This window comes from Enterococcus sp. AZ141 (assembly GCF_051714385.1).
Classification (GTDB): domain Bacteria; phylum Bacillota; class Bacilli; order Lactobacillales; family Enterococcaceae; genus Enterococcus_D; species Enterococcus_D entomosocium.
Genome location: NZ_JBIORT010000001.1, coordinates 1,997,119 through 2,015,901, shown reverse-complemented (window position 1 = coordinate 2,015,901; position 18,783 = coordinate 1,997,119). Strand labels below are relative to the sequence as shown.

The 18,783-nt window shown below is 42.1% G+C and carries 20 protein-coding genes; all 20 read right to left on the bottom strand.

Going from position 1 to position 18,783, the window contains the following annotated elements:
* Nucleotide 1 precedes the first annotated feature (1 nt).
* The gene (locus tag IGI89_RS09390; RefSeq protein WP_005234382.1) at nucleotides 2-460 is read right to left on the bottom strand and encodes a GNAT family N-acetyltransferase; all 459 of its coding nucleotides are present in this window, start codon (nucleotides 458-460) and stop codon (nucleotides 2-4) included.
* Nucleotides 461-499: 39 nt separating this feature from the next.
* Nucleotides 500-775 carry a membrane protein insertion efficiency factor YidD gene (gene yidD, locus IGI89_RS09385; protein WP_008380886.1) on the bottom strand — a complete coding sequence of 92 codons (276 nt, stop codon included), beginning with the start codon at nucleotides 773-775 and terminating at the stop codon, nucleotides 500-502.
* Between the two features lie 92 nt (nucleotides 776-867).
* Nucleotides 868-1,044 (bottom strand): DNA-directed RNA polymerase subunit beta, encoded by a 177-nt coding sequence (locus IGI89_RS09380; protein WP_005228723.1) that lies wholly within the window; start codon nucleotides 1,042-1,044, stop codon nucleotides 868-870.
* 20 nt (nucleotides 1,045-1,064) lie between these two features.
* Nucleotides 1,065-2,357: a UDP-N-acetylglucosamine 1-carboxyvinyltransferase gene (gene murA / locus IGI89_RS09375; RefSeq protein WP_142437618.1), complete on the bottom strand. Its 1,293-nt coding sequence runs from the start codon at nucleotides 2,355-2,357 to the stop codon at nucleotides 1,065-1,067.
* Between the two features lie 90 nt (nucleotides 2,358-2,447).
* Entirely contained in the window at nucleotides 2,448-2,681 is a 234-nt protein-coding gene (locus IGI89_RS09370; protein WP_008380880.1) for a DUF1146 family protein, read from the bottom strand.
* 158 nt (nucleotides 2,682-2,839) lie between these two features.
* Nucleotides 2,840-3,262 (bottom strand): F0F1 ATP synthase subunit epsilon, encoded by a 423-nt coding sequence (locus IGI89_RS09365; protein WP_005228716.1) that lies wholly within the window; start codon nucleotides 3,260-3,262, stop codon nucleotides 2,840-2,842.
* Nucleotides 3,263-3,293: 31 nt separating this feature from the next.
* On the bottom strand, nucleotides 3,294-4,700 hold the full coding sequence (atpD, locus tag IGI89_RS09360; protein ID WP_005234377.1) for a F0F1 ATP synthase subunit beta: 1,407 nt from the start codon (nucleotides 4,698-4,700) through the stop codon (nucleotides 3,294-3,296).
* 26 nt (nucleotides 4,701-4,726) lie between these two features.
* Nucleotides 4,727-5,629, bottom strand: coding sequence for a F0F1 ATP synthase subunit gamma (locus IGI89_RS09355; protein ID WP_005228710.1), 903 nt, complete (start codon nucleotides 5,627-5,629; stop codon nucleotides 4,727-4,729).
* Between the two features lie 16 nt (nucleotides 5,630-5,645).
* On the bottom strand, nucleotides 5,646-7,202 hold the full coding sequence (gene atpA, locus IGI89_RS09350; RefSeq protein WP_008380876.1) for a F0F1 ATP synthase subunit alpha: 1,557 nt from the start codon (nucleotides 7,200-7,202) through the stop codon (nucleotides 5,646-5,648).
* A 23-nt stretch (nucleotides 7,203-7,225) separates the two neighbouring features.
* Entirely contained in the window at nucleotides 7,226-7,768 is a 543-nt protein-coding gene (locus tag IGI89_RS09345; RefSeq protein WP_005234375.1) for a F0F1 ATP synthase subunit delta, read from the bottom strand.
* Nucleotides 7,755-8,279, bottom strand: a complete 525-nt coding sequence (gene atpF / locus IGI89_RS09340) for a F0F1 ATP synthase subunit B (RefSeq protein ID WP_005228706.1) — start codon at nucleotides 8,277-8,279, stop codon at nucleotides 7,755-7,757. Before atpF ends, IGI89_RS09345 begins: the two co-directional genes overlap by 14 nt.
* 88 nt (nucleotides 8,280-8,367) lie before the next feature.
* Complete coding sequence (atpE, locus tag IGI89_RS09335) at nucleotides 8,368-8,580, bottom strand: ATP synthase F0 subunit C (protein WP_005228705.1); 213 nt, start codon at nucleotides 8,578-8,580, stop codon at nucleotides 8,368-8,370.
* A gap of 32 nt (nucleotides 8,581-8,612) precedes the next feature.
* A complete protein-coding gene (atpB, locus tag IGI89_RS09330) occupies nucleotides 8,613-9,332 on the bottom strand; it encodes a F0F1 ATP synthase subunit A (RefSeq protein WP_008380872.1) in 720 nt (239 codons plus the stop codon).
* Nucleotides 9,333-9,624: 292 nt separating this feature from the next.
* Complete coding sequence (smpB, locus tag IGI89_RS09325; RefSeq protein WP_008380870.1) at nucleotides 9,625-10,083, bottom strand: SsrA-binding protein SmpB; 459 nt, start codon at nucleotides 10,081-10,083, stop codon at nucleotides 9,625-9,627.
* Between the two features lie 15 nt (nucleotides 10,084-10,098).
* Nucleotides 10,099-12,459 carry a ribonuclease R gene (gene rnr / locus IGI89_RS09320; RefSeq protein ID WP_005234372.1) on the bottom strand — a complete coding sequence of 787 codons (2,361 nt, stop codon included), beginning with the start codon at nucleotides 12,457-12,459 and terminating at the stop codon, nucleotides 10,099-10,101.
* A 3-nt stretch (nucleotides 12,460-12,462) separates the two neighbouring features.
* Nucleotides 12,463-13,215 (bottom strand): alpha/beta hydrolase, encoded by a 753-nt coding sequence (locus IGI89_RS09315; protein WP_005234371.1) that lies wholly within the window; start codon nucleotides 13,213-13,215, stop codon nucleotides 12,463-12,465.
* Nucleotides 13,216-13,338: 123 nt separating this feature from the next.
* Nucleotides 13,339-13,575, bottom strand: a complete 237-nt coding sequence (secG, locus tag IGI89_RS09310) for a preprotein translocase subunit SecG (RefSeq protein ID WP_005228700.1) — start codon at nucleotides 13,573-13,575, stop codon at nucleotides 13,339-13,341.
* A gap of 156 nt (nucleotides 13,576-13,731) precedes the next feature.
* Nucleotides 13,732-14,004 (bottom strand): GNAT family N-acetyltransferase, encoded by a 273-nt coding sequence (locus tag IGI89_RS09305; protein ID WP_005234370.1) that lies wholly within the window; start codon nucleotides 14,002-14,004, stop codon nucleotides 13,732-13,734.
* A gap of 17 nt (nucleotides 14,005-14,021) precedes the next feature.
* Nucleotides 14,022-14,978, bottom strand: coding sequence for an alpha/beta hydrolase (locus tag IGI89_RS09300; RefSeq protein WP_438735569.1), 957 nt, complete (start codon nucleotides 14,976-14,978; stop codon nucleotides 14,022-14,024).
* 144 nt (nucleotides 14,979-15,122) lie between these two features.
* Entirely contained in the window at nucleotides 15,123-18,434 is a 3,312-nt protein-coding gene (locus IGI89_RS09295) for a Cna B-type domain-containing protein (RefSeq protein WP_438735568.1), read from the bottom strand.
* Between the last annotated feature and the right edge of the window lie 349 nt (nucleotides 18,435-18,783).

Genomic DNA, 18,783 nt, shown 5'->3' with positions numbered 1-18,783 from the left:
ATTAGAGCTGCTTTTCCAAAATAACTTGATCGATCAACTGCTGCCCATTTTCGAAAATCGGTTCAGCATAGTGAGTGGTGAAATAATTTTCCATCCGGTCTTTTTCAACATAGCCTTGCGTTTGGTACAAAGTCAGGGCTGCAGAGGGCAGACTACCAGTTTTGATCACTACAATCGGCCGTTTTGCCCCAAGGTGTTGACTGAGGATCGCTTCTTCGGCAGCTTGCAGCAATTGACGACCAATGCCCATTCCTTGCTTTTCTGGAGAAACGGCCACATTCATAATCTCCCAATTGTTGCCTTGATTTTGATAAACTAGCACACCAATCATTTCTCCAGCTTCTTCATAAACAAGTGTTTGGCTATTATATAGATAGCTTTCTACGACTGCTTTTTCAGGATCTGCATCCAGCAGCAACGCCCAAGGATACGCTTCATTAGAGTCGATTGGACGAATCATGGCTTTTTGGCTCCTTTTTTACATTTTTGTTGATTCCTTTTAACTTTTCCGATAACGGTACGTTGGTTTGACTTTGTCTTGCGTATTTCGTTTTAAAGTAAACGTCTGGGGTACGTAATCTATACCGCCTTTTACAAAGGGATGGCAGCGTAAGATACGAGCTACCCCCATCAAACCTCCTTTGGCTGCGCCATGGACTTGGATCGCTTGGATCATGTATCCTGAGCAAGTCGGATAATAACGACAGCTCGGAGGAAATAATGGGGAAATAAAACGTTGATAGAAACGAACAAAGCCAATCAAAAGTTTACTCATTTCTTGCCAACCTTTCTTTTTATGATCACGATTCAGTGAAGACAGATAGAAAAAACTAGGACTCAGCACGAGGCATAAGTCCTAGTTTGGGGTTACTTCATAAACTCAAAGATATGATTCCAAAGACTTGGAGAGAAGACTTTAAAAGGACTACCGTCGCCAATCACCCCATAGCCAATCATCGTTCCGGCTAAGAACAATAAAATAGCTAATAATATGACGATTAGAATTTTTATCAAGCTAGTTAGAATGTAACGGTTCAACTTCACTTTATTCTCTCCTACTCCTACTATGCGTTTACTGGTACGGTTTCTTCAACTGCTTCAGAAACTCGTTCCACAGAAGCACCTAATTGCTGCAATTTTTCATGGAATTTGTAATAGCCACGATCCAAATATTTTAGATTGCGGACACGTGTCCGACCAGTTGAACGTAGACCTAATAAAATTAACGCTGCTGCTGCACGTAAATCCGTTGCATAGACCAGCGCACCTTGCAATTCATGGCCGCCTTCGATCACTGCTACGTTGCCGTCTATTTTGACATGAGCATTCATCCGACGCATTTCTTCTAAATGTTGGAAACGGTTCTCAAATACAGTTTCGTTCACAACACTCGTTCCAGCTGCTAAAAGTTGAATAGCAGACATTTGCGCTTGCATGTCCGTAGGAAAACCTGGATGAGGCATTGTTTTCACATCTGTTGCCTTCAATTGTTCAGGTCCAACGACACGAATCCCTTCAGCTACTTCAGTCACTTCTGCGCCCATTTCGATCAATTTTGAGATCAATGGACGATTGTGTTCTGAGATCGCATCTTTAATAATGACGTCTCCTCGGGTCATCGCTGCTGCAACCATAAAGGTTCCTGCTTCGATACGGTCTTGGACGATCGAATGTTCCACCGCATGAAGGTGATCGACCCCTTCGATACGCATCGTTTCGGTTCCTGCACCAAAGACTTTGGCACCCATTTTGTTTAAAATGTTTGCTAAATCGACGATTTCAGGTTCACGAGCGACGTTTTCAATGATGGTGATACCTTTAGCTTTTACCGCAGCCATCATGATATTTTGCGTTGCGCCGACACTTGGGAAATCCAAGTAAATGCTATTGCCTTTTAACTCATCGGCGATCGCTTCTATGTATCCATCTTTTTGGATGATTTGAGCGCCTAGTGCTTGAAATCCCTTCAAATGCAAATCAATTGGTCGTTTGCCGATTGCACAGCCGCCAGGCATTGCCACTTTGGCATGACCATTACGGGCTAACAAAGGCCCCATGACTACGATTGAAGCGCGCATTTGGCTTACATACTCATAAGGTGCTTCGATCGCTAACTCTTGTGATGCATCGATCGTCATCGTATTGTTTTCTTCTTCAAAATCGATTGCGACATTTAAATGCCGAATCACTTCTTTCATTGTTAATACATCGGAAAGGATCGGTACATTTGTTAATGTCGTTGTTCCTTCTTCCGCTAATAAGCTTGCCGCTAAGATAGGTAGAACAGCATTTTTTGCCCCTTCGATCTTCACTGTTCCAGTTAATCGATTACCACCTTGAACGATCATCTCTTCCATTTATGTTCCCTCCAAATAATGCAGTGACTCACACAAATCTTGCCAATTATAGCATAATATTCGGTGTTTTTGCATATATTAATGAAATTCTTAAAAACCTGTTAAAAATAAATTACGACATAACGCAATCAACTCAAGGAAAAAAGTACTGGCGGTGTAGCCTAATGCAATCGCAAGAAACACCATGACCATTCGTATCTGAGTCGTTCGTAAGGCTTTAAAAAAAGCATCGATCCGCACAGATTGCAATGCCCAAAATGCTAAATAGATGAACGCTAAATGACTCACGATTCGAATGATTGCATCAATTCCATACACTTGCATACTTCCTGCTCCTTTTTCATAATTGAACATTCCTATCATACCACAAAGATGTCAAGATAAAAAATAATCTTTCTTGAAACCTTCATGAAAAGACTTTAAAAAGTTTTTAAAACGTTTTCTCGAATAAAAAAAAACAAAGGCAAGATGCCCTTGTTTTTTTAGGAATGTTTTGACACGTTGATTCGATTAATGGCGCGGTGCAAAGCAACTGTTGCGCGACGAAGCTGGTCGATATCTTCGACTTGTTTGGCCTCTTCGATTTGACGTTCTGCACGTTGTTTTGCTCTTTCTGCCCGTGAAACGTCGATATCACGATCACGCTCCGCACTATCGGCTACGATGGAGACAACATTGTCCCGCACTTCAAGGATACCGCCATTGACGGCGACCCAGTCGACGTGAGTATCTGAATCGATCCGTTTGACCCGGACTTCATCAATCGTCAAAGGAACGATGATTGGGGCATGATGCGGCAAAATACCGATCTCACCATCTGTCGTACGTGCAACCACGATTTTCGCGTGATGATCGTAAACCAAACCAGCAGGTGTCACCACATTGACTGTTAAAAATTGATCCATGAGGTTCCCCTCTTTCTTCAAGGCTGGTTAATTAATAGCCAATTTTTTTCGCTTTTTCAATGACGTCTTCAATTCGTCCTACACTACGGAAGGCTTCTTCTGGAAGATCATCATATTTTCCTTCAAGAATCTCAGCAAAGCCTTTGATCGTTTCTTCAACTGGTACATAAGAACCAGGTTGTCCAGTAAACTGTTCCGCTACGTGGAAGTTTTGCGACAAGAAGAATTGGATCCGACGCGCACGAGCCACTAACGTTTTTTCTTCATCAGACAACTCATCCATCCCTAAGATAGCGATGATGTCTTGTAGTTCGCGATAACGTTGCAACGCATGCTGTACTTCAGTCGCTACTTCATAGTGTTTTTCACCAACGATTTCAGGTGCTAACGCACTAGAAGAAGAAGCTAGCGGATCAACAGCTGGATAGATCCCTTGTTCAGTCAATTTACGTTCCAAGTTGGTTGTTGCATCCAAATGGGCAAAAGCAGTCGCTGGTGCCGGGTCCGTGTAGTCATCGGCAGGAACATAGATTGCTTGAATAGAAGTAACCGATCCTTTTTTTGTTGAAGTGATCCGTTCTTGCAATTGTCCCATTTCGGTTGCTAGTGTCGGTTGATATCCAACGGCAGAAGGCATCCGACCTAGTAAGGCAGATACTTCAGAACCAGCTTGAGTAAATCGGAAGATATTATCGATAAACAAGAGCACGTCTTGTCCTTCTACATCGCGGAAGTACTCCGCTAAGGTCAACCCAGTCAAGGCAACCCGCATCCGGGCACCTGGTGGTTCGTTCATTTGTCCAAACACCATAGCTGTTTTTTCGATAACGCCAGATTCTTTCATTTCATTATAAAGGTCGTTTCCTTCACGTGTCCGTTCACCAACACCTGTGAAGACAGAGATCCCCCCATGCTCTTGGGCAATGTTGTGGATCAGTTCTTGGATCAAGACAGTTTTACCAACACCGGCACCACCGAAAAGACCAACTTTCCCCCCTTTTAAATAAGGGGCTAATAAGTCGATAACTTTGATCCCAGTCTCAAGGATCTCGGTACTTGTTGACAATTCATCAAAGTCAGGAGCTTTTTTGTGGATCCCACTGCGGGGTGCTTCTTCAGGAAACGGTGCTTCTAAATCGATGGTGTCCCCTAAGACATTAAACACCCGTCCTAAGGTTTCTGTCCCAACTGGAACAGAAATGGAGGCGCCTGTATCGATTACTTCCATTCCTCGTTGTAAGCCATCTGTTGATTCCATGGCAATCGTACGGATAACGCCGTCGCCAAGTTCTAAGGCAGCTTCTAACACAACTTTTGTTTTCTGCTCATCTTTTTTGTAAACAATCAACGCATTGTTGATATCTGGTAATGATTGGTCTAGAGAGAATTCCACGTCAACAACGGGACCAATGACTTGAACAATCTTGCCTGAACTCATTCGTATTCCTCCATTCGTTCTTGAAACTATTCTAACGCGGATGCCCCCGCCACAATTTCAGTAATTTCTTGGGTGATCGCTCCTTGGCGCGCTCGGTTATAAGAGATCGTCAAGTCCCCAATAATATTTTTGGCATTATCTGTTGCTGTTTTCATCGCTGTCATTCCGGCAGCATGCTCGGCTGTTTTTGCGTCAACAATCGCACCATAAATCAAGCTTTCAGCGTATTGAGGCAGTAATTGATTCAAAATTGCTTCTCTGGAAGGTTCAAACAAGTATTCTTGTTCATAACTTTCGGCTTCTTCAGGATCTAGATCGGAAATCGGCAACATTTTCTCCACACGAAATTGGCTAGTCAATGAGTTGATGTGATGGTTATAACACACATATAATTCATCGAAGACTTCGTTTTGGTACATCGTTGTCGCCAATGTTACGATTTTACGCACCTCGTCAAAGCTTGGTTGATCCGAAAGGTTTCTTAGCTCGTACGCCAAATTGATGCCCCGTGCTTTGAAAAAGTCAGCGCCAGTTGCACCAATGGCAATCATGACATACTCTTCTTCTTTTGCATGGTCTTCATCCAGCATGGTCATCATTTGCTTCAAGATGGAACTATTGTAGCCGCCCACTAGACCGCCATCAGAAGTGATGACGATGTAGCCTGTGCGTTTGACCGGACGACTAACCAACATACTGTTATAGTTCACACCATCTTTTGGACCAGAACCTGCAAGATCGGAAAGCTGCTGCGCAGTTAAATGCGTAACGATTTCACGTACTTTGTTGGCATACACTTGAAACTGTTTCGAATGAGCTTCAGATTTTGTTAATTTTGCAGCTGAAACCATTTGCATGGCCTTTGTGATTTGGCTGGTTTTTTTTGTTGAGGCAATTCGTTGCTTGATTTCATTTAATGAAGCAGCCATTTTCTCTCACCTCTTTTTATGCGTTTTGCATTGTCGATATTTTATCTTGGGGTGTCACCCGAGAACCGTTGGATGCCATGAAAATATCTTTGAATGCTTTAATGGTGTCATCTAACAAGCTTTCTTCTGGCAAGTCTTTCGTTGTCCGAATGGTTTCAAAAATCGTCGCTGCATTTGCTTCGATATATTCAAATAATTCTGCTTCAAAGTCCAATAGTTTATTGACTGGTACACTATCAATGAATCCATGCGTCAAGGCATAAAGAATCACGACTTGTTTTTCTACTGCCAGTGGTTCATGCAGTTTTTGCTTCAAGATTTCAACGGTTCGACGACCGCGGTTTAATTTGGCTTGTGTTGCAGCATCTAGATCAGACCCAAACTGCGTAAAGGCCTCTAGTTCGCGATAGCTAGCCAAGTCCAAACGCAAGGTACCGGCAACTTTTTTCATTGCTTTGATCTGCGCAGACCCCCCAACCCGTGAAACGGATAATCCAGCCGCTACGGCAGGACGAACACCAGAATAGAAAAGGTCGTTTTCTAAGAAAATTTGTCCATCTGTGATAGAAATCACGTTGGTTGGGATATAGGCTGAAATATCCCCTGCTTGTGTTTCAACAAACGGCAATGCCGTCATCGATCCACCACCTAGTTCATCACTTAATTTCGCTGCACGTTCCAATAAACGAGAATGCAAGTAGAAGACATCCCCTGGGTATGCTTCACGACCTGGCGGACGACGTAGAAGTAGAGAAAGTTCACGATAAGCGACCGCTTGTTTTGATAAGTCATCAAAGACGATCAAAACATGTTTGCCGTTATACATGAATTCTTCCCCCATCGCAGCCCCCGCATAAGGTGCGATATAAAGCAGTGGTGCTGGTTGTGAAGCACCTGCTGAGACCACGATCGTGTAATCAAGCGCACCGTAACGACGCAATGTTTCCACTTGTGCACGAACAGTTGAATCTTTTTGGCCAATTGCGACATAAATACAGATCATGTCTTGCCCTTTTTGGTTGATGATCGCATCAATAGCGATCGTTGTTTTTCCGGTTTTCCGGTCACCGATGACTAATTCCCGTTGGCCACGACCGATTGGTACTAAAGCATCAATAGCTTTCAACCCTGTTTGCATTGGTTCCGAAACGGATTTCCGTTGCATAACACCTGGTGCAGCTGCTTCGACTGGGCGTGATTTATCTGTTTCGATCGGACCTAAACCATCGATTGGTTGCCCTAATGGATTTACTACCCGGCCAATTAATGCATCGCCGACAGGAACTTCCATGATTTTACCAGTTCGTTTTACTTTGTCCCCTTCACGAATGGTTTCAAAATCACCTAGGATGATGATTCCGACATCGTTTGACTCTAAGTTTTGTGCCATCCCATAAGAACCGTTTGAAAACTCAAGCAGTTCTCCACTCATGGCATTTTCTAAACCGTGGGCGCGGGCGATCCCGTCCCCAACATATGTGACAGTACCGATTTCTTCTACAGAAAGTTCGTTCTGATAATTTTTAATTTGCTCTTTGATCAAGGCACTAATTTCTTCTGCTTTGATGGCCATCCGATTCACCTCTTATCTCTTGTTTATCTGCCGATTTTTTGTCGCAGATAATCCAGTTGGCTCTTAATACTACCGTCGATCACTTGATGATTTGCTTCAACGATGACACCGCCTAAAATCGTTGGATCGATCGTTTCTTTCAATTGTGCCTGCTTGTACCCAAGCTTATCGGCGATTTGCTTTTCGATTTTGCTTTTTTGTTCTGCTGACAAAGCAACAGCCGTTGTGATCGTTCCGAGAACAAGACCTTGATATTCATCGTAACGACGTTCGTATTCATCAATGATCAGCAATAAATCATCCATGCGATCATATTCGTAAACGATCTCCAAGAAATTTCTGACTAAACCTTCAAAGCCCTTCAGCAATTGATCGACTAATTGTCTTTTCTCATGAAGATCCAAACGGTTATCGGTCACGATTTGGCCGAATGTTGGAATTTCCTGATAAATCTGACGCAAGGTCAATAATTCTTGGTAAACTTCTGTCAAGCGCTGTTCTTCCATCGCCAATTCGAACAACGCTTTTCCATAACGTTTTCCCACTGTGAATTTATCGAGTTTCATTAACTGAACCCAATCCTTCGATATATTGATTGATTAGGGATTCATGATTTTCGGGAGTCAATTCGCGGCCTAAGATTTTTTCTGCGATTTGAAGCGAAAGTTCTGCAACATCATCTTTCACTTCTTTTAACGCAGTTTCTTTTTCAAGGGTGATATCTGAGTTTGCTTTTTCTTTCAAACGAGCCACTTCTTCTTTGGTCTCGCTCAAAATATTTTGCCGACTCAATTCCCCGCTATCTTTGGCGCTCTTGATGATCTCCGCAGCTTCAGAATGAGAACGTGCCAATTTTTCTTGGCGTTCTTTTTCTAATTTTGCTGCATTCAAGCGTGATTGTTCCGCTGAATCCAAATCATTGGCGATTTTATCTTCCCGTTTTTGCATCATGCTGCTGATGGCATCCCATGCAAAATGTTTCAATAAGAATAGCAAAAGAAGAATTGACCCGCTGACAACGATAATATTGCCAAGCATTGGATTTTGAACTTCCGCTATAACCAACTGATTTAGCATAACGATTCTTCCTTTCTGAAAGTCATTGTTTCATTAGAAAAAAGCAAAAACGAGTGCAATTGTTCGTTTCTGCCTTTTCGTGCTCGTCTTATCGGAAGACTAATAACAGCGCGATAACTACCCCTAGAATCGGTACAGCTTCGACTAACGCTACCCCGATAAACATTGTTGAACGTAGTTGACCTGACATTTCAGGTTGGCGTGCCATTGATTCGATCGTTTTTGCGATTACTTGTCCGTTACCATACCCTGCACCAATTGCTGCTCCGATAATTGCTAATCCTGCTCCAATAAAGTTCATTCTTTTTTCCTCCTAATTGTATGTCGATTCGATTAATGTTCTGCCACGATTTTGTGGCTCATAAATACCATGGTCAATGTAACAAATACATAAGCTTGGATCGCTCCAATAAAGAGCGAGAAGCCAATCCAGATCATTTCTAGCGGCATCACGATCGGCAATGACCACCAACCAAGACTAATAAACATGTTGGCAATCAATCCTAATAACACTTCACCAGCGAATATATTTCCATATAAACGCAAGCCTAACGTGATGACATTCGTAAATTCTTCGATGATTTTTAGCGGCAATAAAAAGCCCACCGGTTTCAGATACGAATTGATCAAGTAATTTTTGAAGCCCAACGACTTGATCCCAAAGAAATGTGTCAAGGAAATAACCATAAGTGCAAGTGTCAATGTAACAAACGGGTCTGCTGTCGGACTTTTCCATAAGGTAATGTCATCTGTCGTCACGATTTTTGTGACTAAGCCGATCTCATTTGCCACAAACACAAAAAGAAACATTGTTACACCGAGCAAATGAAAGTTGTTCACTTGAGATCCTGGTAGATTGTCCGCCACGATGCCACGAACAAAGTCAATGACCCATTCAATGAAGTTCTGCTTCCCTTTCGGTTTCATTTGCAGGTTACGTGTACAAATAAAGACCACCAAAAAAACAATAATACAAGAAATGATTGTCATCATAGCTACAGTTCCATCAAACCATATAGGACCGATATGAAACATAAGCGATTTATCTTCCAATCTTTCTCACCTCTTTTCCTGTCATCTCCAGAAAAAATCTGGTGTTACAATGCGTTTCCTCTCATAACAATCGGTATCATACCACCACGAATGGAAAATTTCAAAGCATTTTCAAGAAAATTAGACAAAAAACTCACAATGCCAAAAATCCTAAATTAATTGAAAAATCCTCGTGTCGCTATGTGGAAGAAAAAGCCTGTTATATCAACAGCTTTCCCTTAAATGCTACCAAATTTAGCGTGATTTTCAAAGCAATAACCTCTATCGGATTCTAAAAGAAGTTCTTAGAAAATTAGAAATTTCTAAGAACTCGGTCAATTTGTCTTTCTTGATCTTTGCGTTTCAAGGATTCCCGCTTGTCATATTCGCGTTTTCCTTTCGCTAAACCAATCAAAACTTTGGCATAACCATCCTTGATATACACCTTTAATGGCACAATCGTCATACCGGTATTTTTTGTTTCGCCAATTAGACGAGCGATCTGCTTTTTGTGTAGCAACAGTTTTCTCGTCCGCAATGGATCGTGATTAAAAATGTTTCCTTGCTCGTAAGGACTGATATGCACATTGACTAAGAATGCCTCACCGTTACGAATGCGTACAAAGCCGTCTTTCAAATTGATCCGGCTGTTACGGATCGCTTTGATCTCTGTTCCCTGTAAGACGATCCCCGCTTCGATCGTATCGAGGATCGTGTAATCATGGCGGGCCTTTTTGTTTTGGGCGATTAATTTCCCTTCTCCTTTAGGCACGGGCCATCCCTCCAATTATTTTTTCTTGATTCCTTTGTAAAAAGGTTTTTTCTTTTTCACTTTGCCAGCTTTTTTCGGCTTGCCTTTACCTGATTGCTCAAAGCGTTTCCCTTGGTTTTTTTCAGGGTTTCGTTGTTTTTTTCCACGGCGGCTAGCTTCATTTTTTTGATTGTTGTTACGTTTGTTGGCTTTTGGTGCTTGCAGTTTTTCAACTTCTTCTGCTGCTACCAGTTCGAAATCGATCTCTCTTGTTTCTGGATCAGCCTTTACGACTTTGATGCGAACTTTCTGACCAATTTTAAAGGTCAGGCCTGTCCGTTCACCCACAAGTGCCAGATGGTTTTCCAAATAATGGAAGTAATCTTGCTTCAGATTATTGATATGGATCAACCCTTCAATCGTGTTAGGCAGTTCAATAAACAAGCCAAACTTAACGACGGAACTGATGATACCGTCAAACTCTTCTCCTACTTTATCGGCCATATACTCAGCTTTTTTAAGCGCATCGACTTCTCTTTCTGCATCGACTGCTCGTCGTTCCATTTGGGAGCTGTGCAGCGCGATGTCCGGCAAGATTTCCGCCCATTTGTTTTGGTTGGCTTCTGAGACATCTTCACTGTAAGATCGAATCAAACGATGCACGATCAAGTCGGGATAACGACGGATCGGTGACGTGAAGTGGGTATAATCTTCCGCTGCCAAACCATAGTGACCGACGTTTTCTTCAGAATACTTCGCTTGTTGCATACTTCTTAGCAGCATTGTATTGACAACCATTGCCTCTGGCTTATCTGCGACATCTTCAACCACTTTTTGCAATTGTTTTGGTGAGATCGAGCCATTGGTCTGCTTGACTACGATCCCTAAAGCAGATGCAAAATCAAAGAAGCGGCGCATTTTCTCTTCTTTTGGTTCCTCATGGATCCGGTAAATAAATGGTAAATGCTTCTGATTGAAATGACGCGCCACGGTTTCATTGGCTGCCAACATGAATGATTCGATCAATCGTTCGCCGACGCCCCGTGCTCGTAGAACGATTTCTTGCGGGTGTCCTTCTCCATCGACCAAGACTTTTGCTTCTCGGTCTTCAAAAGAAACTGCCCCACGTTTGATGCGCATCGCTTCTAACACGTGATGCAAGGCGGCCATATCATGGAACATCGGTACTAATTCCGCATATTCTTTGGTGGTTTCTGGATCATTGTCTTCAATGATTTGATTGACTGCCTGATAGGTCATACGGGCACTTGTTTGAATAATACTTTGGAAAATATTGTAATCTGTGACGATCCCCTCTTGGTTGATCCACATTTCACAGCTCATAGTCAACCTTGGGACATTCGGATTCAACGAACAGATCCCGTTTGATAAACGCTGTGGGATCATCGGAATCACACGATCCGTAAGATAGACACTCGTTCCCCGATCAAACGCTTCTTTATCCAATGCGCTGTTTTCGGTCACATAATAAGAAACATCGGCGATATGCACGCCCAAATAGAAGCTACCGTCAGGCAATGCTTTTACGGTCACCGCATCATCCAAATCTTTGGCATCCGCTCCATCGATTGTTACAATCTGTTGATCTCGTAAATCCCGCCGTTCCGGAAAGTCGGCAGGATCGATCGTATCTGGTACTGCATCTGCCGCTGCTAAGGTTTCTTCCTCGAATTTTGTTGGAATCCCGTTCGCCACGACGATCGATAATATATCCATTCCAGGATCGTTTTTATGTCCTACAACTTTCGTGATCAACCCCTCTAAGCTTTTCGAATAACCTTTTTCTGGGTAATGGCTGATTTCAACGATCACAATGCTCCCATCTACAGGTCGAATCCCTTGAGCACCAATAAACACCTTTAATTCACTTAGTTTTTTATCTTTAGGCTGAACAACGCCATATAGATCCGACTCTTCGATCTCTTTTTCATCAAATAATGTAAACTCGCCGACCAACTGACTGATGGCCCGTTGTTTGATCTCAACGACTTTCCCCTCTGCACCACGATCTGAGAAAGGATCCGCAACGTGCACGATGTCCACAGCAACGGTATCGCCGTCCATGGCATAGCCTGTTGCTTCTTTAGGGATATAAATATCGTCTTCTTCTTCATCCAACGTGACAAAGCCGAAGCCCCGCTCGTTGGCACGGAAGGTTCCTTCCACAAACACTCGTTTCATGGGTAATTTCACTTTGCCTTTTTTGTTAAAAATCACGCTGCCTTCTCGTTCCATCGCCGCTACTGTCTGGACAAGATTCTTAAAGTCTGTACTTTTTTGAAGTCCTAGACCTTCAGCAATTTCTTCCATTGAAAAACTTTTTTTGCGGCTTTCTTCGAGAAACTGAATAATTTTTGTTTTAATCGTTTCTGTCATAACTCACTCTTTCCAAGCAAGTGTTTCTAAGAAAGCAAACACATCCTGCTCTAATTTTTTCCGTTCTGGTCCAACGGTCACCACATGACCGCTTTCGGGATACCATTGAAGCGTATAGGGAACATGGGACAGTGCCCCTGCTGTTTTGAAAACCGTCTGTGGATCGATCATTTGATCCTTTCCTGCTTGTGCTAGAAAGACTGGGCGCTCGATTTTCCCTAAATGCCCAGCTGTGGTTTGTCCGACTGTTTCGATTCCTTGCAGTTGCTCTCTGACCTTACGAGGGACTTCTGCCAATATTTCTTTTTGGGTCGCCTCGTCTAAATCAGCATAGGGTATGACCATTTCAGCATACTTTTCAAAATTGACTGGCACTTCATTCTTGGTTTCAAATAATGGCGAACAAAACAGTCCGCCCCCCATCAATGTTGGATCTTGTGTCAAACGATCCATCGCTAAAATCCCGCCCATCGAAAGTCCAAGAACGGCAACTTCTTCATAGCCTTTTTCTCTTACATAAGTAACTGCATCTGCAGCATCCTGCTGCCAAACAGCCATCCCTTGATTTAAGATATCATCTGGATTGGGCGTACCATGTCCAGTAAACATCGGCGTATAAACCGTGTAGTCTTTTTGTTCTAACGAACGACAAAGCATACGCACATCGTTAGGACTACCTGAATAGGCATGGAACAAAATGACTGCTCGCTTGCCGTGTTCAGCAAAAACCGGTTTTGGTTGATTAAATGTTTTCATGTTTCCTTTCACCTCACGTCCAATTCTACCATAGTTAAGAAGAATACTTCGACAAATGCGATCAAAATCTTCCCCTTAAAAAGAAAAAAACCTCTCTTTACGAGAGGTTCGCTAGCAAAATGATTAGTTTGATGAAAGAAAAGCCAAAATAAAGAGCAAGACCATCCAAACAAACCCTAAAATGGCCGTTGAGCGCTGCATCACTGCTTCAAATCCACGGGCTTTTTGCTTACCAAACAATTGATCCGCACCGCCAGTAAAGGCACTAGCTGCACTATTTTGCTTGCTAGGCTGCATCATGATCGTAATGACCATTAAAATCGAAATAACAATTACAGCAGTTAATAAGATATTATACACGTTAGCTCCTCCTTGCTTGCTAAAGTCGTCCTTTCTATTTTAGCATTTTCCGCTAGAAATTACTACTCCCTTTTTGTCATTGCTCGTTGCGTGACGGTTTAAAAAAAAGACTGTCCTTTCTGACAGCCTTTTTCTCATAGATCGCTTTCGTTCAAATCAGCGAACGAGTACGTCATCATATTCTGGTTTTTCTTTGAACTCTTTGACCGCAAAGGAGCAGACAGGCATAATTTTTTTCTCTTCCCGTCGTGCTTTTTCAACAACTGCTTTGAGCAATTTTTGCGCCAATTGCTGTCCACGATAATCAGGGTTGACGAAGGTGTGATCAACTTCAAGTACATCATCTGGTGTTTCTTGCCATGTAATCTCACCAATTTCTGTTTCTCCATCATATAAAGCAAAACGCTTGTTTTCTTCTTTTATTTCCATTGTTTTCGCCCTTTCTATCAGACAATGTCTGTTTTTTGTTTGATATTCTCAATAAATTGCAAAACGGTTGGCCAATATTCTGGGACATCTTTAACTGCCTGTAAATGTCCCATATTTGGAAAAAGGACTTTTTGTTTCGGACCAGCCGTTGCTTCCATTAAAGTATTGATTTCTTTTTCAGAAAGAAACGTATCCTTTTCTCCTTGTAAAAACAGCACAGGTAAATGGTTGCTGCCGACTTGTCGGGTCACTGAGATTTGTAGGAAGGGGTAGCCGACTAAGTGTTTACTGTAACGATTGGCTAATCGCAAAAAGCGCTTGACGGGTAACCGAGAAAATTGTGGTAGACTTGCCCGAATGGCACTATAAACGGACGTATAACTGCTGTCTGAGATCAAACCCGCAACTTGCACCGGCATGACTTCTCCACTGGCCAGCAGCAAAGTCGCCGCTCCCATCCCTAAACCATAGAGGAAGATTTGGGTTTGTGGGTCTTTTTCCAAAATCTTATCGATCCACAAAAGCAGATCCATCCGATCTAGCCACCCTAAGCCGATCTCTTTGCCTTCACTACGGCCATGTCCACGCAAATCAGGAACTAAAACATTGTAACCCGCAGCCCAGAATTTCTCGGCCGCATCTTGACAGTCTGCTTGCCCATCACTGCGATACCCATGCAAGCAGATCACCCACGTTTTAGCACACTGATCAAAGACTTCTGCTCTCAGGATCAGATCATCGGTGGTCGTTACCGTACATTCCGAACCTTGTGACCAAAAAGCCGAACTGCTTTTCGCGATCCGCTCTTTGTATGGAATCCCCAGTTTCTTTCTGCCTTCTTTTTCATACCATTCATTGTTACGCATAATAATTGCCGAAACAAAATAGCGTACGCCCTTTTTCATCACAGACGTGCGATATACATAGTACACCAAAAAAATAAAAATTAGCAGTAGTAGCAATAGCCAAACCATAGGATCCCCCCTTCATTTTAGTTTACCATTTACACCGGTTTTCAGCCAAAGTTTTGTCGCAAGTCTTAAATAAGTCCTATACTTTTTTAAGAAAAAATCTTTGTACTGACTTCTAGCGAAGGAGCAGTACAAAGATTTGTTTGGTTAAATATGTTTCTGTTTATAGAATAGGAAGGCGATCATGGTGAGTAAAATACTTCCAAGAACACTTAGTTCATAAGAGGATTCCTCATTTGTCTTTGGCAATCGTTTTTCATTATCTGTCTGTGATGACTCTGTCTGGTTCTTTTTGTCATCCAGCTTTTGCTCGGCGTTTCCGGCTATTTTTTTCGGTTTATCAGACTTGTCAGAAGGTGTTGGTACTTTGGGACCGCTAGGATCATTCGGTGTCTCAGGCGTTTTTGGTTCGACATAAGTATTGATCAAATCATAGTCATGGACTTCTGACTTGTATCCTTTGACAGCCACTTCTTGAATGCTATAGGTGTACGCTTGACCTTTCTCATCATATTTTGGCAGATCTTCAAAACGATAGGTCCAGTTGCCTTCTTTATCTGCTTTTACGGTTTGCTTGTCGATTTCTTTACCGTTTTGCATTAATTCGACAGTGATGCTTTCAGGGCGGGTATTGAACTTGTTGCCATAGTCATTCCACGTCTTCGTTCCCGATACTACCGTTGTTTCGGTATTGTGATAGGTGTTGACCAGGTCATAGCCGTTGACTTTAATAGTGTAACCTGGCACTTTTTCTTCTTGGATCGTGTACGTGTATGCTTGACCTTTTTCATCATACTTAGGCAAATTTTCAAAGCGATAGGTCCAGTTCCCTTGGTTATCTGCTTTTACGGTTTGTTTGTCAATTTTTTTATCATTTTGCATCAGCTTCACATTGATACTCTCTGGACGGGTGTGGAACTTGTTGCCATAGTCATTCCACGTCTTCGTTCCCGATACTACCGTTGTTTCGGTGTTGCGATAGGTGTTGACTAGGTCATAACCATTGATTTCAGTGGTGTAACCTGGCACTTTTTCTTCTTGGATCGTGTAGGTGTAAGCTTGACCTTTTTCATCATACTTAGACAGATTCTCAAAGTGATAACTCCAGTTGTTTTCTTTATCAGCTTTTACGACTTGCTTGTCGATTTCTTTATCATTTTGCATCAGCTTGACAGTGATGCTTTCTGGTCTTGTTTCGAATTTGTTATCGTAGTCATTCCATGTCTTTGTTCCGGCTACTTCTGTCGTTTCAGTATTGCGGTACGTGTTGACCAGGTCATAACCGTTTACTTTAGTAGAATACCCTTCAACAGGTGTTTCTTGGATTGTGTATTCATAGGTCTGACCAGATTCGTCAGTTTTCGGTAGATCAGTAAATTCATAATGCCAGTCCCCCTCTTTACTTTGGGTAACCGTTTTTGTTTGGAATACTTCACCGTTTTGCAATAATTGAACCATAATGCTTGTCGGACGGGTATTGAATTTGTTGTCATAATCATCCCACGTTTTGGTCCCGCTGATTGTCGTTGTTTCAAAAGAAAGCAATTGATTCATGGCAGCTAGTTTAATAGTCGGCACGATTGTTTCATTTGCTTGCAGATCCCAGCGATGGGTTTCTGCGTTGACCAGCACTGTATCAGCAATGATACTGCCGTCAACATTTTGATGGACATCGACTGTATCACCAACAGCCAAGATGGTTCCTTGGAATGGACTATTAATCGAAATCGTTTGGCCCTCTGATTGGTCAACAAAATTCCATAAGATAACAGCATCATCAAACTCTTCTGTTTCATGGCTATTACGAGACGTACCATCCGTATATTCTAGTTTGATTTGGGACTTAACATTAACGGTGCTGGCTCCCTCAGTGTCCACATTGATGATCACAGGCGTATTTCCTCTTGTTAGCCCTTTAATGGTGATTGGCGTATCTTTTTCTAATTCCGTTTTTGAAAGAGAAACAACAACCTTTTGATCTTCTTTCGCAATTGTATCTTCTGAAAAAGAAATGGGTTTTTTATCAATCAGATAGCCGTCTGGCGCTTCCGTTTCCACAAAGGAATATTCTCCCTCTGGAAGACCAGCTTCGATCACCTGCCCATCATCATTTGTGACTTCTTCATCGACTTCCTTATGCGTCTTGTTGTTTTGAAGTTCGTAAACACCATCATCAAGTGGATTTCCTTGTTCGTCTGTCAAGGTCAAAACAACCGCTTGTGTCTCATCTTCGGCATCGGCTGTATTGATGACCCGCTGATTATTATCAGTGAAATCCTTGGTTACACCGGGTGCCTGCGGATAAGCTCCCAGTCTTTCTGACGTCGCCTGTAACGTTGAAAATGCTTGTTCAAAGTCTATATAAGGCTCACTCACGGATTGATCTTGAAAAACTTCGGAAGTCTTCAAGTGATCCATTCTCTGACCATTTACAAAAACGGCAGGTTGCTGATTTTGATCTGCTAAATCTACTGTGACTGATGGGCCAAAAACAACTTTGTTTTTTCTACTATCACTTCCTGATACAAAAGAAGAGTTTGCGATGGAATTGACCTTTTGAATATAATTGATTTCTGTTGGCAAAGAACCATCCTGAATACTGGTCCCAAAATTGACATTTCCGTTTAATTCACCAACGGCCAAATTTCCGTTCGTGTGTGTATTTAGCGTCGCATGGTTAGCAAAAATATGAAAATATTGCGCTTCTCCTAGAAGTGCGTCATCAACTTCAGGAACATCATTTTTAAAAATGCCCCCACTTGAAAGTTGTGAAGCTGCTGGCGCACTTGCTTGGGTATCAGGCGTTGATTCTATGGTTTTTGATGCAGTATTTGACGCCGTTTGTTGTTGTGACTCGCTGCTTGTTGATACAACCTTTTTTTCAGAAGCCTCTGTTTGATCCTGAGTATCAGAAAGTACGGCTTCTGTACTCGTTGCTTCTGTGGATTCATTTTCAGGTAGAACAACTGCTACATCTGTTGTGTTGATGATGTCTTCTTTCACTTGTCCATTTTTTTCATCTGTTTGAAGAAAGGCGGATTTGATTGTCAATGTTTGAAGACTTTTTGTTTGAAACGTTAGCGTCATTTGGCTAAAAGAACTGCTAGCGGTTTCTTCCATCAGCTGCTGTCTTTGCGGATCATATGTAAATGGCGTGCCGCTGCTTTGAATCGAGTTCGGCAGAACCGTTTGTTCCCCTTCACTCAAGCTGAATGCCAGTTGATTTGCTGCTTGTTGATTCTTTTCTACTTGGATCGTCCAAGTGATCTCCCCTGTGGTAGGATCTGGTAATGATGTCACTTGCGCTATGCCCTTTTCGTTTTGAAATAGGATTGTTTTGGGATTCTCCTCGGTGTCCGCATTGGCTGTGATGACTGATAATAAAGGCGCCAAATAGGATAAAATAAGTAAGGACAGCATGAACATTGGGTAAGCTATTTTTTTCACATAAGTACGCATTTCTCTTCCTCCAAACAACAAATTTTACTCAGGTGATTATCCTAATCGGAAAAAAGAGAAAATGCAAAATGACCCAAATTTTGATTCTGTGAGAAAAATGAGAGCAAAAGCCAAAAAATGGGTCCTTCTCTCAAGGGAATTTGTGAAAATGAAATAGGATTTCTTTTGTTTGAAAAACAACAGAATATTTTTTTCATGATAAATACTCAAAATCCAGAAAGAATCTTTTGTTTGTGATAAAAGTTCTTTCCTTAAAAACGCTGAAACATCAGGAGTGATTGGCTACTCGCTAAAATTTCACTTGTCAAAAAAAAATAATTGTAAACTGAAAATGAAATTTTCATAAACA